This is a genomic window from Pseudoalteromonas sp. NC201, assembly GCF_002850255.1.
Lineage (GTDB): Bacteria > Pseudomonadota > Gammaproteobacteria > Enterobacterales > Alteromonadaceae > Pseudoalteromonas.
The window spans coordinates 531722-549571 of record NZ_CP022522.1; the positions used below are offsets into that span (position 1 = coordinate 531722).

General features: G+C 41.7%; 14 protein-coding genes. 12 read left to right on the top strand and 2 right to left on the bottom strand.

Annotated features, from left to right (window positions below; genetic code table 11):
• Positions 1 to 180: 180 nt before the first annotated feature.
• Together PNC201_RS02295 and PNC201_RS02300 are read left to right on the top strand one after the other, a co-directional pair.
• Positions 181 to 582: an adenylyltransferase/cytidyltransferase family protein gene (locus tag PNC201_RS02295; protein WP_010605851.1), complete on the top strand. Its 402-nt coding sequence runs from the start codon at positions 181 to 183 to the stop codon at positions 580 to 582.
• Positions 583 to 586: 4 nt separating this feature from the next.
• Positions 587 to 1426 carry a sulfurtransferase gene (locus PNC201_RS02300; protein ID WP_102056044.1) on the top strand — a complete coding sequence of 280 codons (840 nt, stop codon included), beginning with the start codon at positions 587 to 589 and terminating at the stop codon, positions 1424 to 1426.
• Between the two features lie 67 nt (positions 1427 to 1493).
• Here PNC201_RS02300 and PNC201_RS02305 read toward each other — a convergent pair whose 3' ends face one another.
• Positions 1494 to 2462, bottom strand: coding sequence for a class 1 fructose-bisphosphatase (locus tag PNC201_RS02305; protein ID WP_095728022.1), 969 nt, complete (start codon positions 2460 to 2462; stop codon positions 1494 to 1496).
• Between the two features lie 154 nt (positions 2463 to 2616).
• Here PNC201_RS02305 and PNC201_RS02310 point away from each other — a divergent pair, with 154 nt between their 5' ends.
• Both PNC201_RS02310 and PNC201_RS02315 read left to right on the top strand, forming a co-directional pair.
• On the top strand, positions 2617 to 5040 hold the full coding sequence (locus tag PNC201_RS02310; protein WP_102056045.1) for a zinc-dependent metalloprotease: 2424 nt from the start codon (positions 2617 to 2619) through the stop codon (positions 5038 to 5040).
• A 518-nt stretch (positions 5041 to 5558) separates the two neighbouring features.
• On the top strand, positions 5559 to 5753 hold the full coding sequence (locus PNC201_RS02315) for a hypothetical protein (RefSeq protein WP_010605848.1): 195 nt from the start codon (positions 5559 to 5561) through the stop codon (positions 5751 to 5753).
• A 435-nt stretch (positions 5754 to 6188) separates the two neighbouring features.
• On the opposite strand, the gene PNC201_RS02320 is transcribed toward PNC201_RS02315, so the two are convergent.
• Positions 6189 to 7706 (bottom strand): S41 family peptidase, encoded by a 1518-nt coding sequence (locus PNC201_RS02320; protein ID WP_010605847.1) that lies wholly within the window; start codon positions 7704 to 7706, stop codon positions 6189 to 6191.
• 751 nt (positions 7707 to 8457) lie between these two features.
• On the opposite strand from PNC201_RS02320, the gene PNC201_RS02325 reads away from it, so the two are divergent.
• The 8 genes from PNC201_RS02325 to PNC201_RS02360 all read left to right on the top strand — a co-directional run bounded on the left by PNC201_RS02325 (position 8458) and on the right by PNC201_RS02360 (position 17806).
• Positions 8458 to 8967 (top strand): DUF3016 domain-containing protein, encoded by a 510-nt coding sequence (locus tag PNC201_RS02325; protein WP_010605846.1) that lies wholly within the window; start codon positions 8458 to 8460, stop codon positions 8965 to 8967.
• A gap of 355 nt (positions 8968 to 9322) precedes the next feature.
• Entirely contained in the window at positions 9323 to 9907 is a 585-nt protein-coding gene (locus tag PNC201_RS02330; protein WP_158299096.1) for a TetR/AcrR family transcriptional regulator, read from the top strand.
• Positions 9908 to 10063: 156 nt separating this feature from the next.
• Entirely contained in the window at positions 10064 to 12430 is a 2367-nt protein-coding gene (locus PNC201_RS02335; protein ID WP_010605844.1) for an efflux RND transporter permease subunit, read from the top strand.
• Positions 12411 to 13202, top strand: a complete 792-nt coding sequence (locus tag PNC201_RS02340) for an outer membrane lipoprotein-sorting protein (protein WP_102056046.1) — start codon at positions 12411 to 12413, stop codon at positions 13200 to 13202. Before PNC201_RS02335 ends, PNC201_RS02340 begins: the two co-directional genes overlap by 20 nt.
• 8 nt (positions 13203 to 13210) lie before the next feature.
• Positions 13211 to 14389, top strand: coding sequence for a hypothetical protein (locus tag PNC201_RS02345; RefSeq protein WP_102056047.1), 1179 nt, complete (start codon positions 13211 to 13213; stop codon positions 14387 to 14389).
• A 9-nt stretch (positions 14390 to 14398) separates the two neighbouring features.
• A complete protein-coding gene (locus PNC201_RS02350) occupies positions 14399 to 16015 on the top strand; it encodes an NAD(P)/FAD-dependent oxidoreductase (RefSeq protein ID WP_102056048.1) in 1617 nt (538 codons plus the stop codon).
• A 16-nt stretch (positions 16016 to 16031) separates the two neighbouring features.
• Positions 16032 to 17012: an L-tyrosine/L-tryptophan isonitrile synthase family protein gene (locus tag PNC201_RS02355; RefSeq protein ID WP_010605840.1), complete on the top strand. Its 981-nt coding sequence runs from the start codon at positions 16032 to 16034 to the stop codon at positions 17010 to 17012.
• Positions 17012 to 17806, top strand: coding sequence for a TauD/TfdA family dioxygenase (locus PNC201_RS02360; protein ID WP_010605839.1), 795 nt, complete (start codon positions 17012 to 17014; stop codon positions 17804 to 17806). Before PNC201_RS02355 ends, PNC201_RS02360 begins: the two co-directional genes overlap by 1 nt.
• The last annotated feature ends 44 nt before the right edge of the window (positions 17807 to 17850 follow it).

The following is a 17850-nucleotide window of genomic DNA, read 5'->3' on the forward strand; positions in this document are numbered from 1 at the left end:
ATTGTGTTGTTTATTGGAGTTATTGTTCTTAATCCAAAAGAGTAAAGTATAAGCTGAATTTTGATGCTTAATTCTGTAATCTAATAGCCAAATTGTCGTAAAGTTCGTCACGGTTTTAGCAACAAACAAATGCCATAGTGGGTTACAGCTCAAATCGTGCTGATTAGAAAGAGAGCCAAGTTGAAAAAAGTTATCACATTTGGAACCTTTGATGTATTCCATGTTGGTCATGTCAATATTTTAGAGCGAGCGAAAGCACTGGGTGATTATCTCATTGTGGGGATCTCATCAGATGAACTTAACTTTTCGAAAAAAGGTAGAAATCCAATATACTCAATAGCAGATCGCCTAAAAATCATTAGCTCATTGCGATTTGTGGATGAGGTGTTTGTGGAAGAATCTCTGGAGCTAAAAGCGCAATATATCAAAGACTTTGATGCGGATGTTCTGGTGATGGGTGATGATTGGAAAGACAAGTTCGATATATATAAAGATATCTGTGATGTGGTTTATTTAGAGCGCACTCCATCAATTTCAACAACAGAAATAATAGAGGTCGTACGCAGACCCGAAGGAAAGTAATAGCATGAAGCATGTGGTCGATAGGGAATGGCTCTTTGCAAACCTTGGCAAAGTGAAAGTATTGGATGCTGGTATTGTGAAACCGGGTCAGTCAGGCCCTTATAACGCCCCTGCAATCATTCAAGGCGCGCTGCGTTTTGATATTAGTGGTGCGCTAGCTAATCCCTATGCTACATCACCCAATATGTGCTGCAGTCCAGCTCAATTTCAAGCAGAAATGCGACAGCTTGGTATCAACCAACATGATGTGTTAGTCGCTTACGATGATAAGGGCATGTTTAGCGCTGCCAGAGCTTGGTATATGCTCAAAATGATGGGTCATAAACAAGTGTATGTACTGGATGGCGGATTACCTGCTTGGTGTGAAAAACAATATCCTTTGAGTCAAGCATACGCGCAAGTCCAACAAGCAGGAAACTTTGTCGCTGCATATGACGAAACAGCATTTGTCGATAAAGCGGCTGTGCTTAGTAATATTGGCGCTGAACTGAGTGATCTATTTGATGCTAGAGGTGCAAAGCGCTTTACTGGTGAAGAGCAAGAGCCTCGTGCAGATATGCGCAGCGGTCATGTGCCTAAAAGTAAAAACCTTCCATATATGAGTTTGTTAAACGCCGATGGCTGCTTTAAACCACTTACTGAGCTTGAAGTGCTGTATAGCGACTTATCAAAGGACAAAACTAAGCCTCTGATATTCTCTTGTGGCTCAGGTGTTACAGCTTGTATTTTAGCGCTGGTGGCTGACGAGCTAGGTTATGAACATTTGACGGTATATGACGGCTCGTGGAGTGAATGGGGCGCTGATCCCGATGTGCCCGTTGAGACGAGTTATACCACTATTTAATGTGAAAAAGGTGCCAATGGCACCTTTTTCATGTGTGAAGCGAGCTATTTTCTCGCTTCAAAATAGATCACTTATGATAAGCAAGGCACGCTTCAACTTCGTGCTTTGAGCCTAAGATAACACCAACGCGTTGATGTATTTCCTCAGGTTGAATATCCAAAATGCGTTCACGACCAGTGTGGGCAATACCGCCTGCTTGCTCTACAAGCATCGCCATTGGATTGGCTTCGTAAAGTAGGCGAAGTTTAAATGGCTTGTTTGGATCTTTACGATCTTCTGGATAAGTGAATAGTCCGCCACGGCATAATACGCGGTGAACATCGCCAACCATTGCCGCAATCCAGCGCATATTGAAGTTTTTACCACGCGGCCCGGTTTCACCTTCAAGTAAATCGGCAATGTAATTTTGCATTGCTGGGGTCCAGTGGCGTTGGTTTGAAGCGTTGATGGCAAACTCTTTGGTGTCTTCAGGAATGGCTGCAAAGTCTTGCGTGAGTAGGAAGCTACCGTGTGTTTTGTCTAGGGTAAACAAGCGAGTTCCCTTGCCTGTTGATAGCGCTAACATGGTTGATGGGCCATATAACACATAGCCCGCTGCTACTTGTTTATGACCTGGCTGCATAAAGATCGCAGGATCGCTAGGATCTGAACCTTCAGGGGCTTCCATAATAGAGAAAATAGTACCAACGAGTGAGTTAATGTCAGTATTGGATGAACCATCCAACGGATCGAAAGCGACAATATAGTTCGCTTTTGGATTGCCGGCGACGGTGTAATCTTCTTCTTCAGAAGCGATGGCTTTGACATAGCCAGATTCAAGCAAAATATCTTTCAATAGCTGGTTTGAAAGTACATCGAGCTTCTTTTGCGTTTCACCTTGAATGTTCTCATCTAAGGTTGAACCTAATACACCTGAAAGTGCACCTTGGCCAACACGGAACGATATTTCTTTACATGCCGCGAGAATGGTTCTGATTAGAGAAACCAACTCACGAGAACAACCATCTTCAATTAACACCGGAGGGAGTCTACGCATTTTTTAAATCCTGATCACCTTGTGTTTATGGCAATAAATAGTGTGAGAGGTGCCATAAACAGCGCTGTAATTCGTCTTGAAAGACTGTAAATTGTATACGATTTCATATACAACTGGGGTTAAGCCTCAAAACCATAAATAACAAAGAGCAGCCATGAGAAAAATAACGTGCTTCACTCAAACTGTATCCGCTTTGCTACTGTGTATGATAACCCAAGCACACGCAGCAATTAAGTCTATTGATGAATTTACTGCCAGTTTTAATCATCATCCCGGTTTTTACGCCTTCTATAGCGATGATTCGAGCGGCAAACTGTACTTAGACATCGACAAACTAGACGCCCCTTTCTTGTTACAGCATAGTTTACCTTATGGTGTAGGTTCGAATGATATAGGTTTAGACCGCGGGCAGTTAGGTGGTACGCACTTAGTTCAGTTTGAACGTTTTGGTGATAAGGTCATGCTGCGTGCTATCAACACGTATTATCGCGCAAGTGCGAATAATATGGCCGAAAAGCAAAGCGTTAAAGAGGCTTTTGCTTCAAGCATTCTACACGGGTTCAACGTGGTCGCAGAAGATAAAGACAGTGTTTTGGTTGACTACACGCCTTATCTATTCAGCGATGTGCATGGTGTTTCTCGCACGTTGGCAAATCGTAATCAAGGTAGTTTTAGCTTAGACTCAAGCCGCAGTGCTGTGTTTATGTCGCGTTCAAAGGCATTTGTTAAAAACACAGAACTTGAAGCCGTATTGACTTTCAAAGGGACAAAGCCAGGTGAATATGTACGTCAGGTGAGTGCAGATCCTTATGCGCTTACAGTACATCAGCACCACTCTTTAATTGAGCTGCCTGACGATAACTACCAGCCACGTGCATTTCATCCGCAATCGGGTTATTGGAGTATCGAGCATAAGGACTACTCAGCGCCGCTTGGACAGTCAATGTTTGTGCGTTATATCCCACGCCACCGTTTACAGAAAAAAGACCCAACAGCACAAGTTTCGGAGGCCGTAGAGCCAATTGTTTACTATCTTGATCCTGGCGTACCTGAGCCGGTCAAAACGGCATTACTTGATGGTGCTAAATGGTGGGATCAAGCATTTGAAGCTGCTGGCTACAAAAATGCGTTTCAAGTCAAAGTACTTCCTGATAATGCCGATCCTATGGATATTCGCTATAACGTGATCCAGTGGGTTCATCGTGCTACTCGTGGGTGGTCATACGGCGCGTCGGTGATTGACCCTCGTACCGGTGAAATTTTAAAAGGTCACGTGACGTTAGGTTCGTTGCGTGTCCGTCAAGATATTCTTATCGCCGAGGCACTTTCTGCGCCGTTTGTTGAGGGTAATGAGGTGACTGAGCGACTTCATGCTATGGCGCTAGACCGTATTCGTCAGTTGAGTGCACATGAAATTGGCCACACGTTGGGCATTGCACACAACTTCTCAGCGTCGGTAAAAGATCGCGCGTCAGTCATGGACTATCCTCATCCGCTGGTGGGATTTGAAAATGGCCAACTGGATATCACTAAGGGCTACGCAAAAGGCATGGGCGTGTGGGATACGCAAGTGATTAAATATGGTTATAGTGATTTCGCTGGTGCTGATGAAGCCACTGAGCTTGCAGCTATTCTTGCTGAAAATAAGGCGCAAGGGCTTGAGTTTATCTCTGATTCAGACGCCAGAGCACAAGGCGGAGCGCACCCAACGGCACACCTTTGGGATAATGGGGCAGATCCTGCTGCCGAATTACTGCGTGTGTTGGATGTTCGCAAGCAGGCGTTGAATAGCTTTGGTATTCACAGCATTCAAAAAGGAGTTGCTCTGTCGCAGCTAGAGGAGAAACTGGTACCACTGTATCTTTTCCATCGTTATCAAGTTGAAGCTGCAGTAAAATTGATTGGCGGCGTGGATTACGACTATGAAGTTCGCGGTGACGAGGTAATAAAAGGGGCGAAAGTTGTGGCTAAAGAGGCGCAGCAAAATGCGGCCAATGCGCTTTTGAGTACGCTGTCGCCTGCGGCGTTGACTATTCCTGACTCTATTTTGGCGTTAATACCTCCTAAGGCTTACGGTGAGTACAAAACTCGCGAAAGTATTAAAGGGAGAACTGGGCTAACCCTAGATGCGATGGCATTACCAGAAGTCGCCGTACAGCATAGCCTTAACTTGCTGCTTAACCCACAGCGATTAAATCGTCTTGCACAGCAGCACGCACGTGATACTCAATATTTTGGTACTCAAGCACTTTTAGATGCTTTATATCAGCAGGTATTTGCCCAGTCAGGCAGCAAAGGTATGGCTCAAAAGCTACAGAAACGAGTGCAATACCTAAGTGCAACTCAGCTTGTAAAACTGAGTCACAACGATAAAGTCGCACCTGAAGTTCAGGCGCAATTAAAGTTTTATTTAGCAAAAGTTGCGAAAGACTTTAATCAGTCGTCGGTATTTAGCGATGTTGCTTTTGAGCAAGCGTTTAAACATATGCTCGCACAGCAAATTAATCGCTACCTAGATTCAGGAGAGTGGCCTGAAAGCTTTAAAGCGCTTGAAATGCCACCAGGCTCACCGATCTAAACGATCTTGGATTTAAAGAAGGGTTGGCTACTTTAAGCTTACCTTTACCACTCTATAATAGTGGCAAATTAACGCATAAGCGTTCGTTTGCCATGTTAAAAAATAATAAAAATCTTCAGCTACATTTGAACTTATACTAGTTTCTTTCTTAATTTGAAGGAGCAAGTTTGACGCAGCTGGTTTTAAGATTTTATTATTTAAAACAATTGAGTAGAAAGTTTTTCTTATCTGTATGGATGTCGTTACCTTGGTGCTAGCAGGATGCGGTAGCTGTGCTATTGACAAGACTTTCTCGCTTCAAAATAGAGAGCTTAATTAAGCAAGTTGGTATTAAAAACGTACAAAAATCCGTTGATACCTAGTTCCTATTTTGATAACTTTAATTAATGCTATTGAGTCATGTCTTATGAATAATCCACTGCACATTGTATTTTGTAGCAATGGTGACATTATCTTTAGTATTCAATCTAATAAAAATATCAGAATAATTAATTACTAATTCAACAGGAATATTGAAAATGAAACTACATCTAACTAAAAAAAGCATCAAAAACCTATCTCGTGATAATAAAACACTGCCAGTTAAGGCAACTCCGGCAATTGGTGGTGGTTTCGTCACACACAACTGCAACTTGAATTCAATTGACTGTGACAGACCTACGACTTATACATTATCGATTGAAATCTGTAACACTGATAGACCAGAGATGTAATCTCATATTCTTATCTAAAATATAGATAAATTAAAAAGTCACCTAGCTTGAACCGACCCCCAATGGTTGGAGACCAACATTGGGGGTTAATTCAGATGTTAGGTTTTTTATGTCTTTTTGTAGCACTTTGGAGCATTGAGAAGAGCAATTTCGCTGTCATCACTGTATAAAATTAACTCCATATCATGGCTATCATAGCTTTTCTCTGTAGCACCTTGCAGCTTTGCTTTATTCCCAAAAATCTAATTAAACGTCCCTATATCATCCAAATACCGTGGATGTGTAGCCCATAGCTGCCTATTTCTAAGAATCCTCATTAGCCCTTCAGCAGATGTGTAATGACAAATAAGGTTTTATTTTTTTGCATTATTTTTCTCAATTTAAATCATAAACTGCAAATTGGTAGCAGACATCCAGATTCCCAGCACCTAACTCCTAGCGCCTAACACCTTTATCGGCCACTTTTTTGATTCCCTCTAATATGGCTTCTGTTGTCCACTCTACCTCATTAAATGGGATGTCAGGTTGATAAAAATCACCATTGCCACGGGCTCTATTTACATAGACTTTATTAGGAATAATGACCTTGCTCAAGCCTGATGGGGTATCAGCCAACCTTACATCCATATAGGTTGAATCTGAGCTACTTGGGGCGCCAAATAACACTGTATTTGAAAACAACTTAAAAGTATCGACAGCACCCAGACAGGCGCTGCCACATTGCCCCGGCACGATCACTATCGCTTTATTTTTAAAGTCACTTTCAGCTAGCTGCTTTAAAGCATTGTTTGCTTGTGGCTTATGCTCTACATAAAATGGCTTTCCAGCCTCTAAAGATGCACGCATACCTACAGACACTGCTTTCACCATTTCATGCATCTCAGGCTGGTCGCGTAATACAGTTATTAACGACTCTACATACTGAGTATTATCTTTTGATGCTCGCCACCACACCTGTGATTTTTCGTCATGTTTATCTTTTCGATAATTAACGATTTGCTGCCCCCATAATTGCTCGGCGATTTTCAAACTCCAATACGTTGAACCACCTTGATTATGACGAAGGTCTAATACCACAGCTGTAGCTGTGAGAAGTTGTTCGCGTTGCCTAGCTAAGTCAGCAAATAGTTGTTGGTAATTTGATTTTTCTGTTTCGTTAGGTGCAAAGGTGGGCATTGCTATCCAGGCTATATCTTCAACAGGCCAATGTAAACCGACCTCCAACTTATCGCCATTGTAAGCATTTACTAGGTGTTGACTAACGCTATCTGGTCGTTCTACCCACTGTAACTGTAGACTGTAAGCCACGCCATTCGATTGCATAAAGTCGCATGTTTTTAATGGTGGTAAAAATGGATTACCGTCGTCGATTAATAATCGCCACCCTTGATTCCACCAATGGCCAGGCTGCTCAACTTGACCATGAAACTTAAACAACGTGTTACGCATCAAAGGCTTAATAGGCGTATCATTACAGCGTATGACCTTGTCGCCCTTAGTTACTTTATCATGCTCGCTGTAATACACTTTTAAACCATCACCACGCCAAACCACCGAGAACCCCGGCCAGCGCCTAGGTTGCTTCACCGCCTTTGGTAAAACCGCCACAGCGCCAGCATGACCATCTTGTAAAACAGTATTAAAACGGGCAATTGTGGCCTCATAGCCAGGGGCATCTTTGATCTTTTCAGCAAGCACTAACGCTTGTTGTTTTGCGTTTTCAAGTAACTGCGCAAAGCCAGGATTGTGGCTATCCAATATACCGGGGTGATTAGTAGCAGATTGCTGATAGGCGTAATGGATATCTTGTTTTGCTACGGCTTGCCATTGCAAAGCTGTGCTTGGTAGGTTGTCTGTTGAATTGTTGTCATTTCCAAGCGCATGAGAATTCGTTGCAAGCACAGAAAGGCAACTAGCTAAAGTACCAAGGGAGATGTTAATCGTTTTTTTCATATAAATTCTTTTAATTATTATAATCTGACTCGTGAACCTGAGGTTTGAATAAGGTATTAATGGTCCGAATCTCAGGTTATTTAATAGACCAGTAAACCAAACAAATCGGTAAAATGTAACCTGTTTTTATGTGATTAGGTTTTAATGCAGCACAAACATTCGAGAAGTAGTGATTTCTTTCACAATGACAAGTGAGATATGACAGGATAAATCTCGACCTAAAAAATCATCAAAACTGAAGGCTGGTTGCTCAGCTTAGTAACTCCCTTACTACTGCAAAAAAATCACTCGGCAACATGCCGCATTCACCATCGTGTTCTGCGGCTATGTCTCCAACTTTACCATATAAACATACCTCAAGACGTAGCTTGCAGTGTACCTAAATTCTTAACGTCGCGGCTGTCATGAGGTCTGATCTAAGATCGATAATGTGGTTACATAGGAAATTTACGCGACACTTTTAGGACTGAAGTGATAGATATTAAGGGGGCATTAGCAACTATTGACTACACTTTATGCGATTAACCGCTGACGAAAGAATAAATATTATCGATCTATTCACTGAGCAGGTAGAGGGTGTAGCGCAGATGAAAAATGAAAGTTATCGTTCATTTCATGGTGTTTATACCTGTTTGAGAACATTTACCAATAACTTCGGTCTTACTATTATATTGATGTAAATGTAGCCAAATGTCACACTGCGTAAAAGGGTGTGATCTTGCTTTACTTCACATAATGAAGGAGTAAGGTGATGGTAGAGTTTGAAGGAGATCCAAAGATGAAAACACAAATTGCAATACTTGCTTTATTTATGACTCCCTTGTTTGTCAATGCAGGTGAAGTCGCTGTGACTTGGAAGGACTTTAAAGAGTATCGCGATGTTAGGCCAGGTAATGAAACGCGAGGTTCGTTTCATCAACGGGTTGAGAAGCAACTACAGAAACACCTAGAAGAATTAGCGACCAACTTACCCGAGGGTTACAAGCTTGCGATTACTTTTGATGATATAGATCTTGCAGGTGATGTTCATTATGGTACTACTGATATTCGGGTGATTAAACCAATCCATTTCCCCCGTTTTGAAATTAGTTATAAGTTAACTGATAAGTCTGGTAAAACCATCGCAGAGGAAAATGGTGTGACGTTAAAAGATATGTCATTCATGGATAGAATAAAAAGGGGAATGGACGAATCCTTTTATTACGAAAAGCGTCTTTTAACTGACTGGTTTGAAGATGACTTAATGAAGAAAGCTAGTTGAGTTGATCAACAGCTATGGTGATCTTGATGAGAGCGCCGAGACTGGGTGTTCTCATCTTCTTTTAGCTGAATATTAGTAAGTTAGATGAGTCGCTACTACTCGTACTCTATTGTAGTAGTTTTTAGTTTTATACCTCAAAATATTTTGCCTACCTCAAATACATGTTACTGTTCCTTGGAGTTGTGAAAAGTTCTAATCGTAACTCACTACTTATTTCGTACTTAGGTTGGATGCTTTTATAAGCACCTAAGCTGAACTAAAGTCATAACAATCCAATTGTTACGGTTTTATTATTTTGTTGTGATTTTGTTGACTTTTTTATTTCAGAATGTATATTCTGTTTTTTGAGGAGCCTATGGGAAGAACGCGAGAGTTTAATGTCGATAAAGCATTGGAACAAGCGACAATCCTGTTTTGGAAGCAAGGATATAGGAATACTTCCATGGAACAGTTAGTCACTTGTACTGGTGTTAGTCGGTACGGGTTTTACCAAGAATTTGGTAATAAAAAGGAATTGTTTCAACGCTGTTTGCAGGAGTATTCACTGCGTAAAATTGGGCCTGGGCTTAAGCGTTTAAGTGCAAGCGATGGCAGCTTGGCAGACTTAACTGCATTTTTTAACTTGTATAGTCAAAACATTGCAGAGCATGGTGCTAATGGCTGCTTGATTTGTAATACGGCCACAGAAGTGGGTGAATCCGACTCTGATATGAATTCAGCGGTGCAACAGGTCTACAGTGCATTGAGTGCGCAGTTTCGAGATTTCATTGAAAAAGCGCAAGCGCAAGGTGAGATTCGCAAAGAGATTGATGCAAATAGTTTGAGCTTTTGTTTACTTGGTGTGCTTCAAGGTGTAGCCGTGATGGCAAAAGGAGATTTCCATCGTGAAACTCTGAGACATTACTTAACTACGATTTTTGACATGATGGCGCAGAAGTAACGAAAGATAATACGTCGTGATAAAGATTTGAATTGAGTGATCAGTAAAGATTACCCAAAGCGTTTGCTTAATTGCTAGAAGTGATCGTGAAGAAAAGCTTTTAGCTATTTTTTTATTTTATATCAGAATGATTGTTCTGTTATTTAAGGAGAGACAATGGGATCATCGCTAGAAGGAGTTGCTAAGCGACTCGGTGAGTTTGTCACTAGATATAAATACTTGTGTTTACTCTTCAGTATCATGTCTTGTATTGCAATTGGTATTGGGGCAAAAGGGTTAACATTTTCTAATGATTATCGGGCATTTTTTAGTGCTTCAAACCCCGAACTACTGGCTTTTGAAGCTTTTCAGGATAAGTACACCAAGAACGATAATATTCTTATTGTTGTACATCAAAAGGCGGGTAACGGTTTATCCAAACAGCACGCAATGGTGGTTGAACAGCTGACAGAGGCTGCGTGGCAAACACCCTATGCTAGTCGAGTCGACTCTGTGACTAACTTTCAGCATAGTTACGCGGAGGGAGATGAGCTGATAGTTGCGGACTTGATGAAAAACGTCCAGTCATTAAGTGAAGAAGACATTTTACAAAAAGCGGAAATTGCACAACAAGAGCCCTTATTAAAACAGCGCTTGATCGCAAATAATGGTAAGACGACAGGTATCAATATTACCGTTCAGTACCCAGGTGAATCACTGACTGAAGTACCGACAGCGGTAAAACATGTTCGCGAAATAGTTGCAAAAGCACAGCAAGAGAATCCTGATTTAGTGTTTGCGCTTTCTGGAATTTCGATGCTAAACAATGCGTTTAGTGAGTCAGGGCAGCAAGATGCCGAAACCCTTACGCCTATCATGTATTTGGTTTTGATCATTGTAATGTACTGTGGATTACGCAGTTTTCCAGGAACTATTGCAGCTGTATCTGTGGTGATTTTCTCAAGTGTTGTGGCTATGGGGGTCAGTGGCTACGCTGGTATTCAATTAACTCCTATTTCGATAACCGCACCAACTATTATTCTAACGCTAGCGATAGCTGACAGCATACACGTTTTGTTGTCTTACTATGCAGCAAGAAAAGCAGGACACGAAAAAAATCACGCGATAGTGGAAAGTTTACGAATTAACTTCGTTCCCGTATCTATAACTAGCTTGACTACAATTGTAGGCTTTTTAACTCTTAACATGTCGGATGCCCCTCCATTTGCAGATTTGGGCAACATTACAGCATTTGGTATTGCTGCTGCTTGGGTATTATCTCTAATTTTACTACCCAGCCTGATCGCCATTTTGCCAGACAAAAAGAGCTATGCAACTCGTACAAGCATGTTATCTCATTACCTAGGTCGTTTTGGTGGTGCTGTAGCGCAGAAGTATCGAGCTATTTTGCTATTTACTGTTGTTGCGATTGCGGCTAGTGCCTACGTGGTCCCCAATATTGATCTCAATGATGAGTTTGTGAAGTACTTCGATCATCGAGTGGAGTTTCGCCGTGATACTGATTTTACCATGGAAAACCTTACTGGTATTTATGTGGTTGAGTTTGATGTTGAAAGTGGCAAAGTAGGCGGGATCAGTGAACCTGAATATCTTACCAATCTGAATCAATTTACACAGTGGCTGAGAATGCAACCAGAGGTGGTTCATGTCTATAGTTACACGGATATTGTTAAGCGTCTCAACAAAAATATGCATCAAGATGATACCGGTATGTATCGTTTACCTGCAGATAGAGAGTTAGCAGCGCAGTATCTTCTGCTTTATGAAATGTCCTTGCCATTTGGGTTAGACCTGACGGACAGGATCAGTATGGATAAATCGGCAACTCGAGTAAGCTTGACTCTAGATAACCTCTCAACTGGCCAGATCCAATCTTTTATCGCTCGCACTGAGGCTTGGTTAGTCGACCATACACCAGATGCTATGCATGCTAAAGCAACCGGTGCGACCGTAATGTTCTCACATATTTTCCAACGTAACGCAGAAAGCATGCTCAGCGGTAATTTAATTGCCGTTATCGTGATCACCTTGATTATGGTGATGACGCTGAGAAGTATTAAATATGGGATCGCAAGTATTCTACCCAACACAATTCCGATGCTATTCACTTTTGGTATTTGGGCTATATTGGTCGGTCAAGTTGGTGTGGCGGCGGCTACGGTAACTTCAACTTCTTTAGGGATCATTGTTGATAATACCGTGCATTTCCTATCCAAGTATTTACGGGCGAGGCGAGAGCAGGGATTGGACCCCGCAGGTGCGGTGAAGTATGCCTTTGAAACCGTCGGTGAAGCTATTTTACTGACCACATTTATTCTGGCTGGCGGCTTCGCAGTGTTGGCCTATTCAACCTTTATGATCAATGCGCAGATGGGGCTGCTAACTGCACTTGCCATTGTCATGGCACTCATCGTGGACTTTTTATTCTTACCCGCGCTGCTTATGTTACTGGCTAAAAGATCAAAGCAAGCGAGCAAAGCGCCTATTCAAGAAGGAACGAAAAATGAAATCTACAACGTCTAAGTTTTTATCACATTTAGCAATCGGATTGCTGGTTATACCTTTTGCCAGCAACGCAACGCAAGACAATCTAGGCTACAACATAGCAGCTAAAGCAGATCGTTCAGACCGAGGTTTTGAAGTCAGTGCGGTTGATTTAAAAATGCGTTTGATAGACAAGAAAGGCCAAGAAACCGAACGTTTATTGACCATGAAAACCATGGAAGTGGCAGACGAAGACAAAGGTGACAAAAGCCTTATCATTTTTAACTCTCCTGCAGATGTAAAAGAAACCAAGCTGCTTTCACATGCGCAAATTATAGATGCTGATGATCAGTGGTTATATCTCCCAGCGCTTAAGCGTGTTAAACGGATCTCTTCTGCAAACAAATCGGGACCATTTGTTGGCAGCGAGTTTGCGTTTGAAGATTTTACGGCTCAAGAACTCAATAAGTATAGCTATGAATATGTAGCGGAAGAGACGTGTGGCGAGCTGACATGTGCGGTGATAGATCGGTTTCCAAAATATGAAAACTCGGGATATACCAAACAACGTGCATTAATAGATACCAAGGATTATCAAGTTAGAAAAATAGACTTCTACGATAGAAAAGGCAGTCATTTAAAAACATTGAGCCTAGATAACTACAAGTTATATCAACAAGCGTACTGGCGTCCGCTTACCATGACAATGGAAAATCACCAGTCGGGCAAAAAGACGATATTAGAGTTTTCAGACTACCAATTTGATATTTCCTTGAGTGCTCGCGACTTTATTAAATCGTCGTTGAAATAGGGGGGGGTATGCGACTCAAGGCGATGCTTGCTGTTGTGCTATCTTGCATTCCGTATGCGAAAGCTGAGATGGAATGGCAAAGTAGTACCAGCATTGACCTTAGCACTCGGCAGTATAATGGCTCTCCGATGAGAGCCTCACAACTTGACCGAGAGTTCGATGCTAAATTGATGTGGGAGCTGGATTTTGAAAACTCAAAGACAGGCTTAAGCGGAGGGCTTAAACCTGTATTGAGTGCAGCGAAAAATGAGGGGATAAGGGCATTCGACATTCAAGAAGCATATATCACTCGTTCTTTCTCTCAAGGACAGTTGAATGTTGGTGTAAATACTGTTTTTTGGGGAGTTGCAGAGTCTCGTCATTTGGTTGATATCGTCAATCAAAAGCAGCCGACACGAAATTTGGATAACGAGGCTAAGCTTGGAGAATTACTACTCCATTATCAGCATTTTACTGATAATGGTCATTGGTTTGCCATGTCTTTACCTTATTTTCGTGAGCGTGATTTCGGCCTTCCTGATGACCGCTTGTCGTTGCCACTAGCTGTGACCGATGAGCAATTTGTAGGCCGAGATGCTAATTATAGAGGTAGCTACTTATTAGGTTATCGCGGTGTGCTAGGTGATTGGGATGTCGGAACCTACTACTTCGACGGCATCGACAGGGAGCCCGTTATACGCCCTAATGATAATCAAGAGTTCGATGCCATTTATCGGCGCCTTCAACAAACAGCATTGGACTTACAGTGGACGTCTGAGTACCTGCTTGGGAAGGTTGAAGCGGTACATCGCCATCACCAAATGGGAGGGAAAAGCTGGGCTTATGTAGTCGGTGCCGAATACTACTTTTACGGCATCGCCAATTCCAACAAAGATCTCAGTTTACTCATGGAGTTACATAGAGATACCGAAGAACAGGTGAATCTAAATCGTCTCTATCAAGATGCGACATTTATTGGCATGCGACTCGCGTGGAATGATGTTGATGATACGAGCATGATTACTGGGGTCTTAATCGATAGCGATACTGGGGCTCACACCATTAAAACCGAATTTTCGACTAGGCTCTCCAGTCACTTGAGTCTAGCGCTTGAAGCAAACTTGTTTTTAGAGCAAACCCAGCGTGATGCGACCTACGGGTTTAAAGATGATGATTTTATAGAACTTAGGCTGACTTACTACCTTTAAGGAGAAATTATGGTAAGCCAATACGCAGATGTATTGATTATTGGTGGTTCAATGGCGGGGGCTTGCTTGGCAAGACAACTAAAATTGGCTCATCCAGATATGAAAATTACGGTTATAGAGAGAAAGCAGGCGTTTAATAGTTGGGTTGGAGAGTCGACACTGGAGTCTTTTTGGGACTACATGGCAAACGATTTAAAGCTTGGTTTTTATCTTGAAACAAACCACCTATACAAACATGGGCTGCGTTTTTACTTTGATAGTGATAACCGCGATTTAAGTGTGGAAGAACTGAGTGAGCTTGGGCGTAGTTGGTATCATGGCATCCCTGCGCATCAAATTGACCGCGAAAAGTTTGATAACGATATGGTGCAGTTCAATCGTGAACTAGGTGTCGATGTTGTAATGGGCACTACAGTTAATGAAATTAGTCTCGATGCGCAGCAAGGACACACTGTCGTTACCAGCAGTGGTAGCACTTATACTTGTCGTTATTTAGTTGATGCATCGGGCTTTAATTCACCGTTGGGTAAACAGCTTGGATTAATTGAATCACAAAATGATCGCCACCCTGTGAGTTCATACTGGGGAAGGTTTAAGCATATTGAGCTGATTGATCACCTTGGAAGTGATGAGTGGCGTGCTCGATCGAACTTTACGAGTAGAGCACTGGCTACCAATCACTTTATGTATAAAGGATATTGGATTTGGTTAATTCCATTGAATCAAGACACCTTTAGCATAGGGATTACTGCTAAAAATAATGAAGTGAATTTAAATATTCGTTCAGCTGAAGAATTTGAGCAGTTTTTACGCTCTCATCAAGCACTCAATGAAATTCTAGGACAGCACGCTGAATTATTAGATTACACCTCGATGAAGCGACTATCTAGAAAGGCAAAGCAATCCTTTTCTACAGAACGCTGGTTCTTAACTGGAATGTCATCAGCCTTTTTAGATCCCTTGTTATCACCAGGTTCTGCTTACCTAACCGATGCTAATCGCATGATTGGCGAGCTTATTGAAGCGGATATCGCCGAAGATGCAGAAGTGTTTGCTGGTAAAACAAAGGCATTCAATGCGTACCTTCTTTCTTGGTATGAGAGTTTTATGTTGCACATTACAGGTAACTACCATGGTAGTTATGAAGTACATAAAACGCATTTTGAAGCATTACTAATGCATTGGTTTGGTTTTATTTTACCGTCCTCTATGTCTCGTCGTTATGGTTATTGCCCAAGCCTGCATGGAATGAGTCAAGACGAAGTTAATCAAAAAGCTATCGCGATGATAGAAAATGCTGCGATTGCACGCATTCACGTATTAAAAGATGAGTTTATTCAATTAATCAAAGGGTATGAATACCGCTACAATCGTGGACACTTTTTCGATATTGAACTTACGCGACAACGTATGAAACACGCACATACAAGAGGTGCAATGTTAGACGATGCGGCGATTGCTGAGTTAGATCATGCACTTTTGGAAGTCACCTATCAGGGGTTTTTACGTAGCTTATGTGAAATTCAAAAGGTCGACTTTGACGAAGAAAAAATGCCGATGGTAGTTCAAGCTGCTATCGAAGATAAATTATCACTTACCCATGCTATGCAGCTTTTTCACATATAATAATTAGGCAAAGAAAATGGAAAATTTAGCTATTAAACACCGCATCCAGGATTGTCAAATACAGTCGTTAGCAGAAGATATTATTTCACTAATTTTTGAGCAACGCCGTTTGTTACCTATAGAAGATAACGCACCATTCACTGAGCAGATCGCGGGGCATGTGGAGAGAGTCGAGCAATTCATCGCAAATAACGAACCTATTAATATGGTATTGCCAGCTTTCCCTGCAAAGTCACCAAATAGAACGAAAACACTGGGTTTCTTGCCTGATAAAGGGGAGTTCTATGCATTTGAACGCTTAGTCAATCTCTGTAAACAGATTGAATCTATTTATGAACCAGGTGCAAAAGTAACAATTTGTTCTGATGGTCGTGTTTTTGCCGATATCATTCATGTCACGGATTCACATGTCAGTCAGTATGTAAATACGCTACGCCAATACGCGGCTCGTCATTACCCTAACTATTTTGAATTCTTTAATTTAGAAGATGTATTTGACAAAGTTGATGACTTTACTGTACTTCGTGAAGAGCTGATGATCCGCTACGGAGAGAGCTTGTCAGACTTACGTCAACGAGTGAAAAATGAAAAAGAAGCGTCCACGATGTATAAAGGCATAACACGCTTTATGTTGGAGGATTTCTCTGGCATTGAAAAGTTTTCGGATTATAGCCGCACAGCGTTGCAAAAAGTTGCTAAAACAGCTGCCTACCGAGTGATCCAAAGGAGTAATGCATGGAGTCGATTGTTGAAAGATCACTTACCTGAAGCGTTACGCCTATCAATTCACCCTCAATACTTAGTGTCTGAAAAAATTGGTATTTCTTTAGTTTCACAAACTGATGTCTGGACAACGCCATGGCATTCAGTATTGGTGAAAGATAATACAAGTTATCAACTCATGCCGCGTGAACAAGCTGAGAAGTTAGGTTGTGTATTGGTGTTTAACGAAGGCCGTGCAAGCCATTTTGAGCGTATTCATCGAGGAGCGGAGTGATGGATACAATTAAAGCCTTGGATAGCGTTGGAGTTGTCATTGATGCAACTTCTATGGCTTGTCAACGAGTTGAGCGTCTTAATATTGCGTCATTGATCGATGAAATATTTTCTCAAGGACTGGTTGTGCTCAAAGGATTTGAGCCCCTCAATGATACTGATATGGAGTTAGTAGCTAAAGAGATCGGTCCGCTTTTACAGTGGGACTTCGGTTATGTACTTGATTTAAAAATACAAGAGCAACCGCAAAATCATATTTTCAGTGAGGGTAAGGTAGAGCTGCACTGGGACGGAGCATTCGCCTCAGAAGAGCCAAGGTTTAACTTCTTTCAATGCTTGCAGAGTAGTTCCAGCTCCGGTGGTGGAGAGACTACATTTTTGAATACAACACGGTTACTAGAAAGTCTACCGAACGATACCATTGAGCAATGGAAGCAAATTCGGATCCGTTATGAAACGGAAAAGAAAGCCCACTATGGAGGGGTGATTGAAGTTCCTTTAATAAGCCGTCACCCTAAGACAGGCAAGCCTCGCATGCGTTATATTGAACCTTTCAATAAAGATAATATGGCAGTGAATCCAGTTGAGGCACAGGTGATAGGTTTTGATACTTATCAAAGTGACGTCTTTTTGAAAGAAATGAACTCGTTACTTTACTCGTCGAACTACTTTTATAAACATAGTTGGAGGAAAGGCGAGTTTGTGTTTGTGGATAATCTAGCTTTATTACATGGACGCAGTCGCTTTGAAGGAAGCGGCTTAAATCGTCATCTAAAACGGGTTCATATTCTATAGTAATGTATTTACTTTCTCATAGCTCACATGGATGTGAGCTTTTT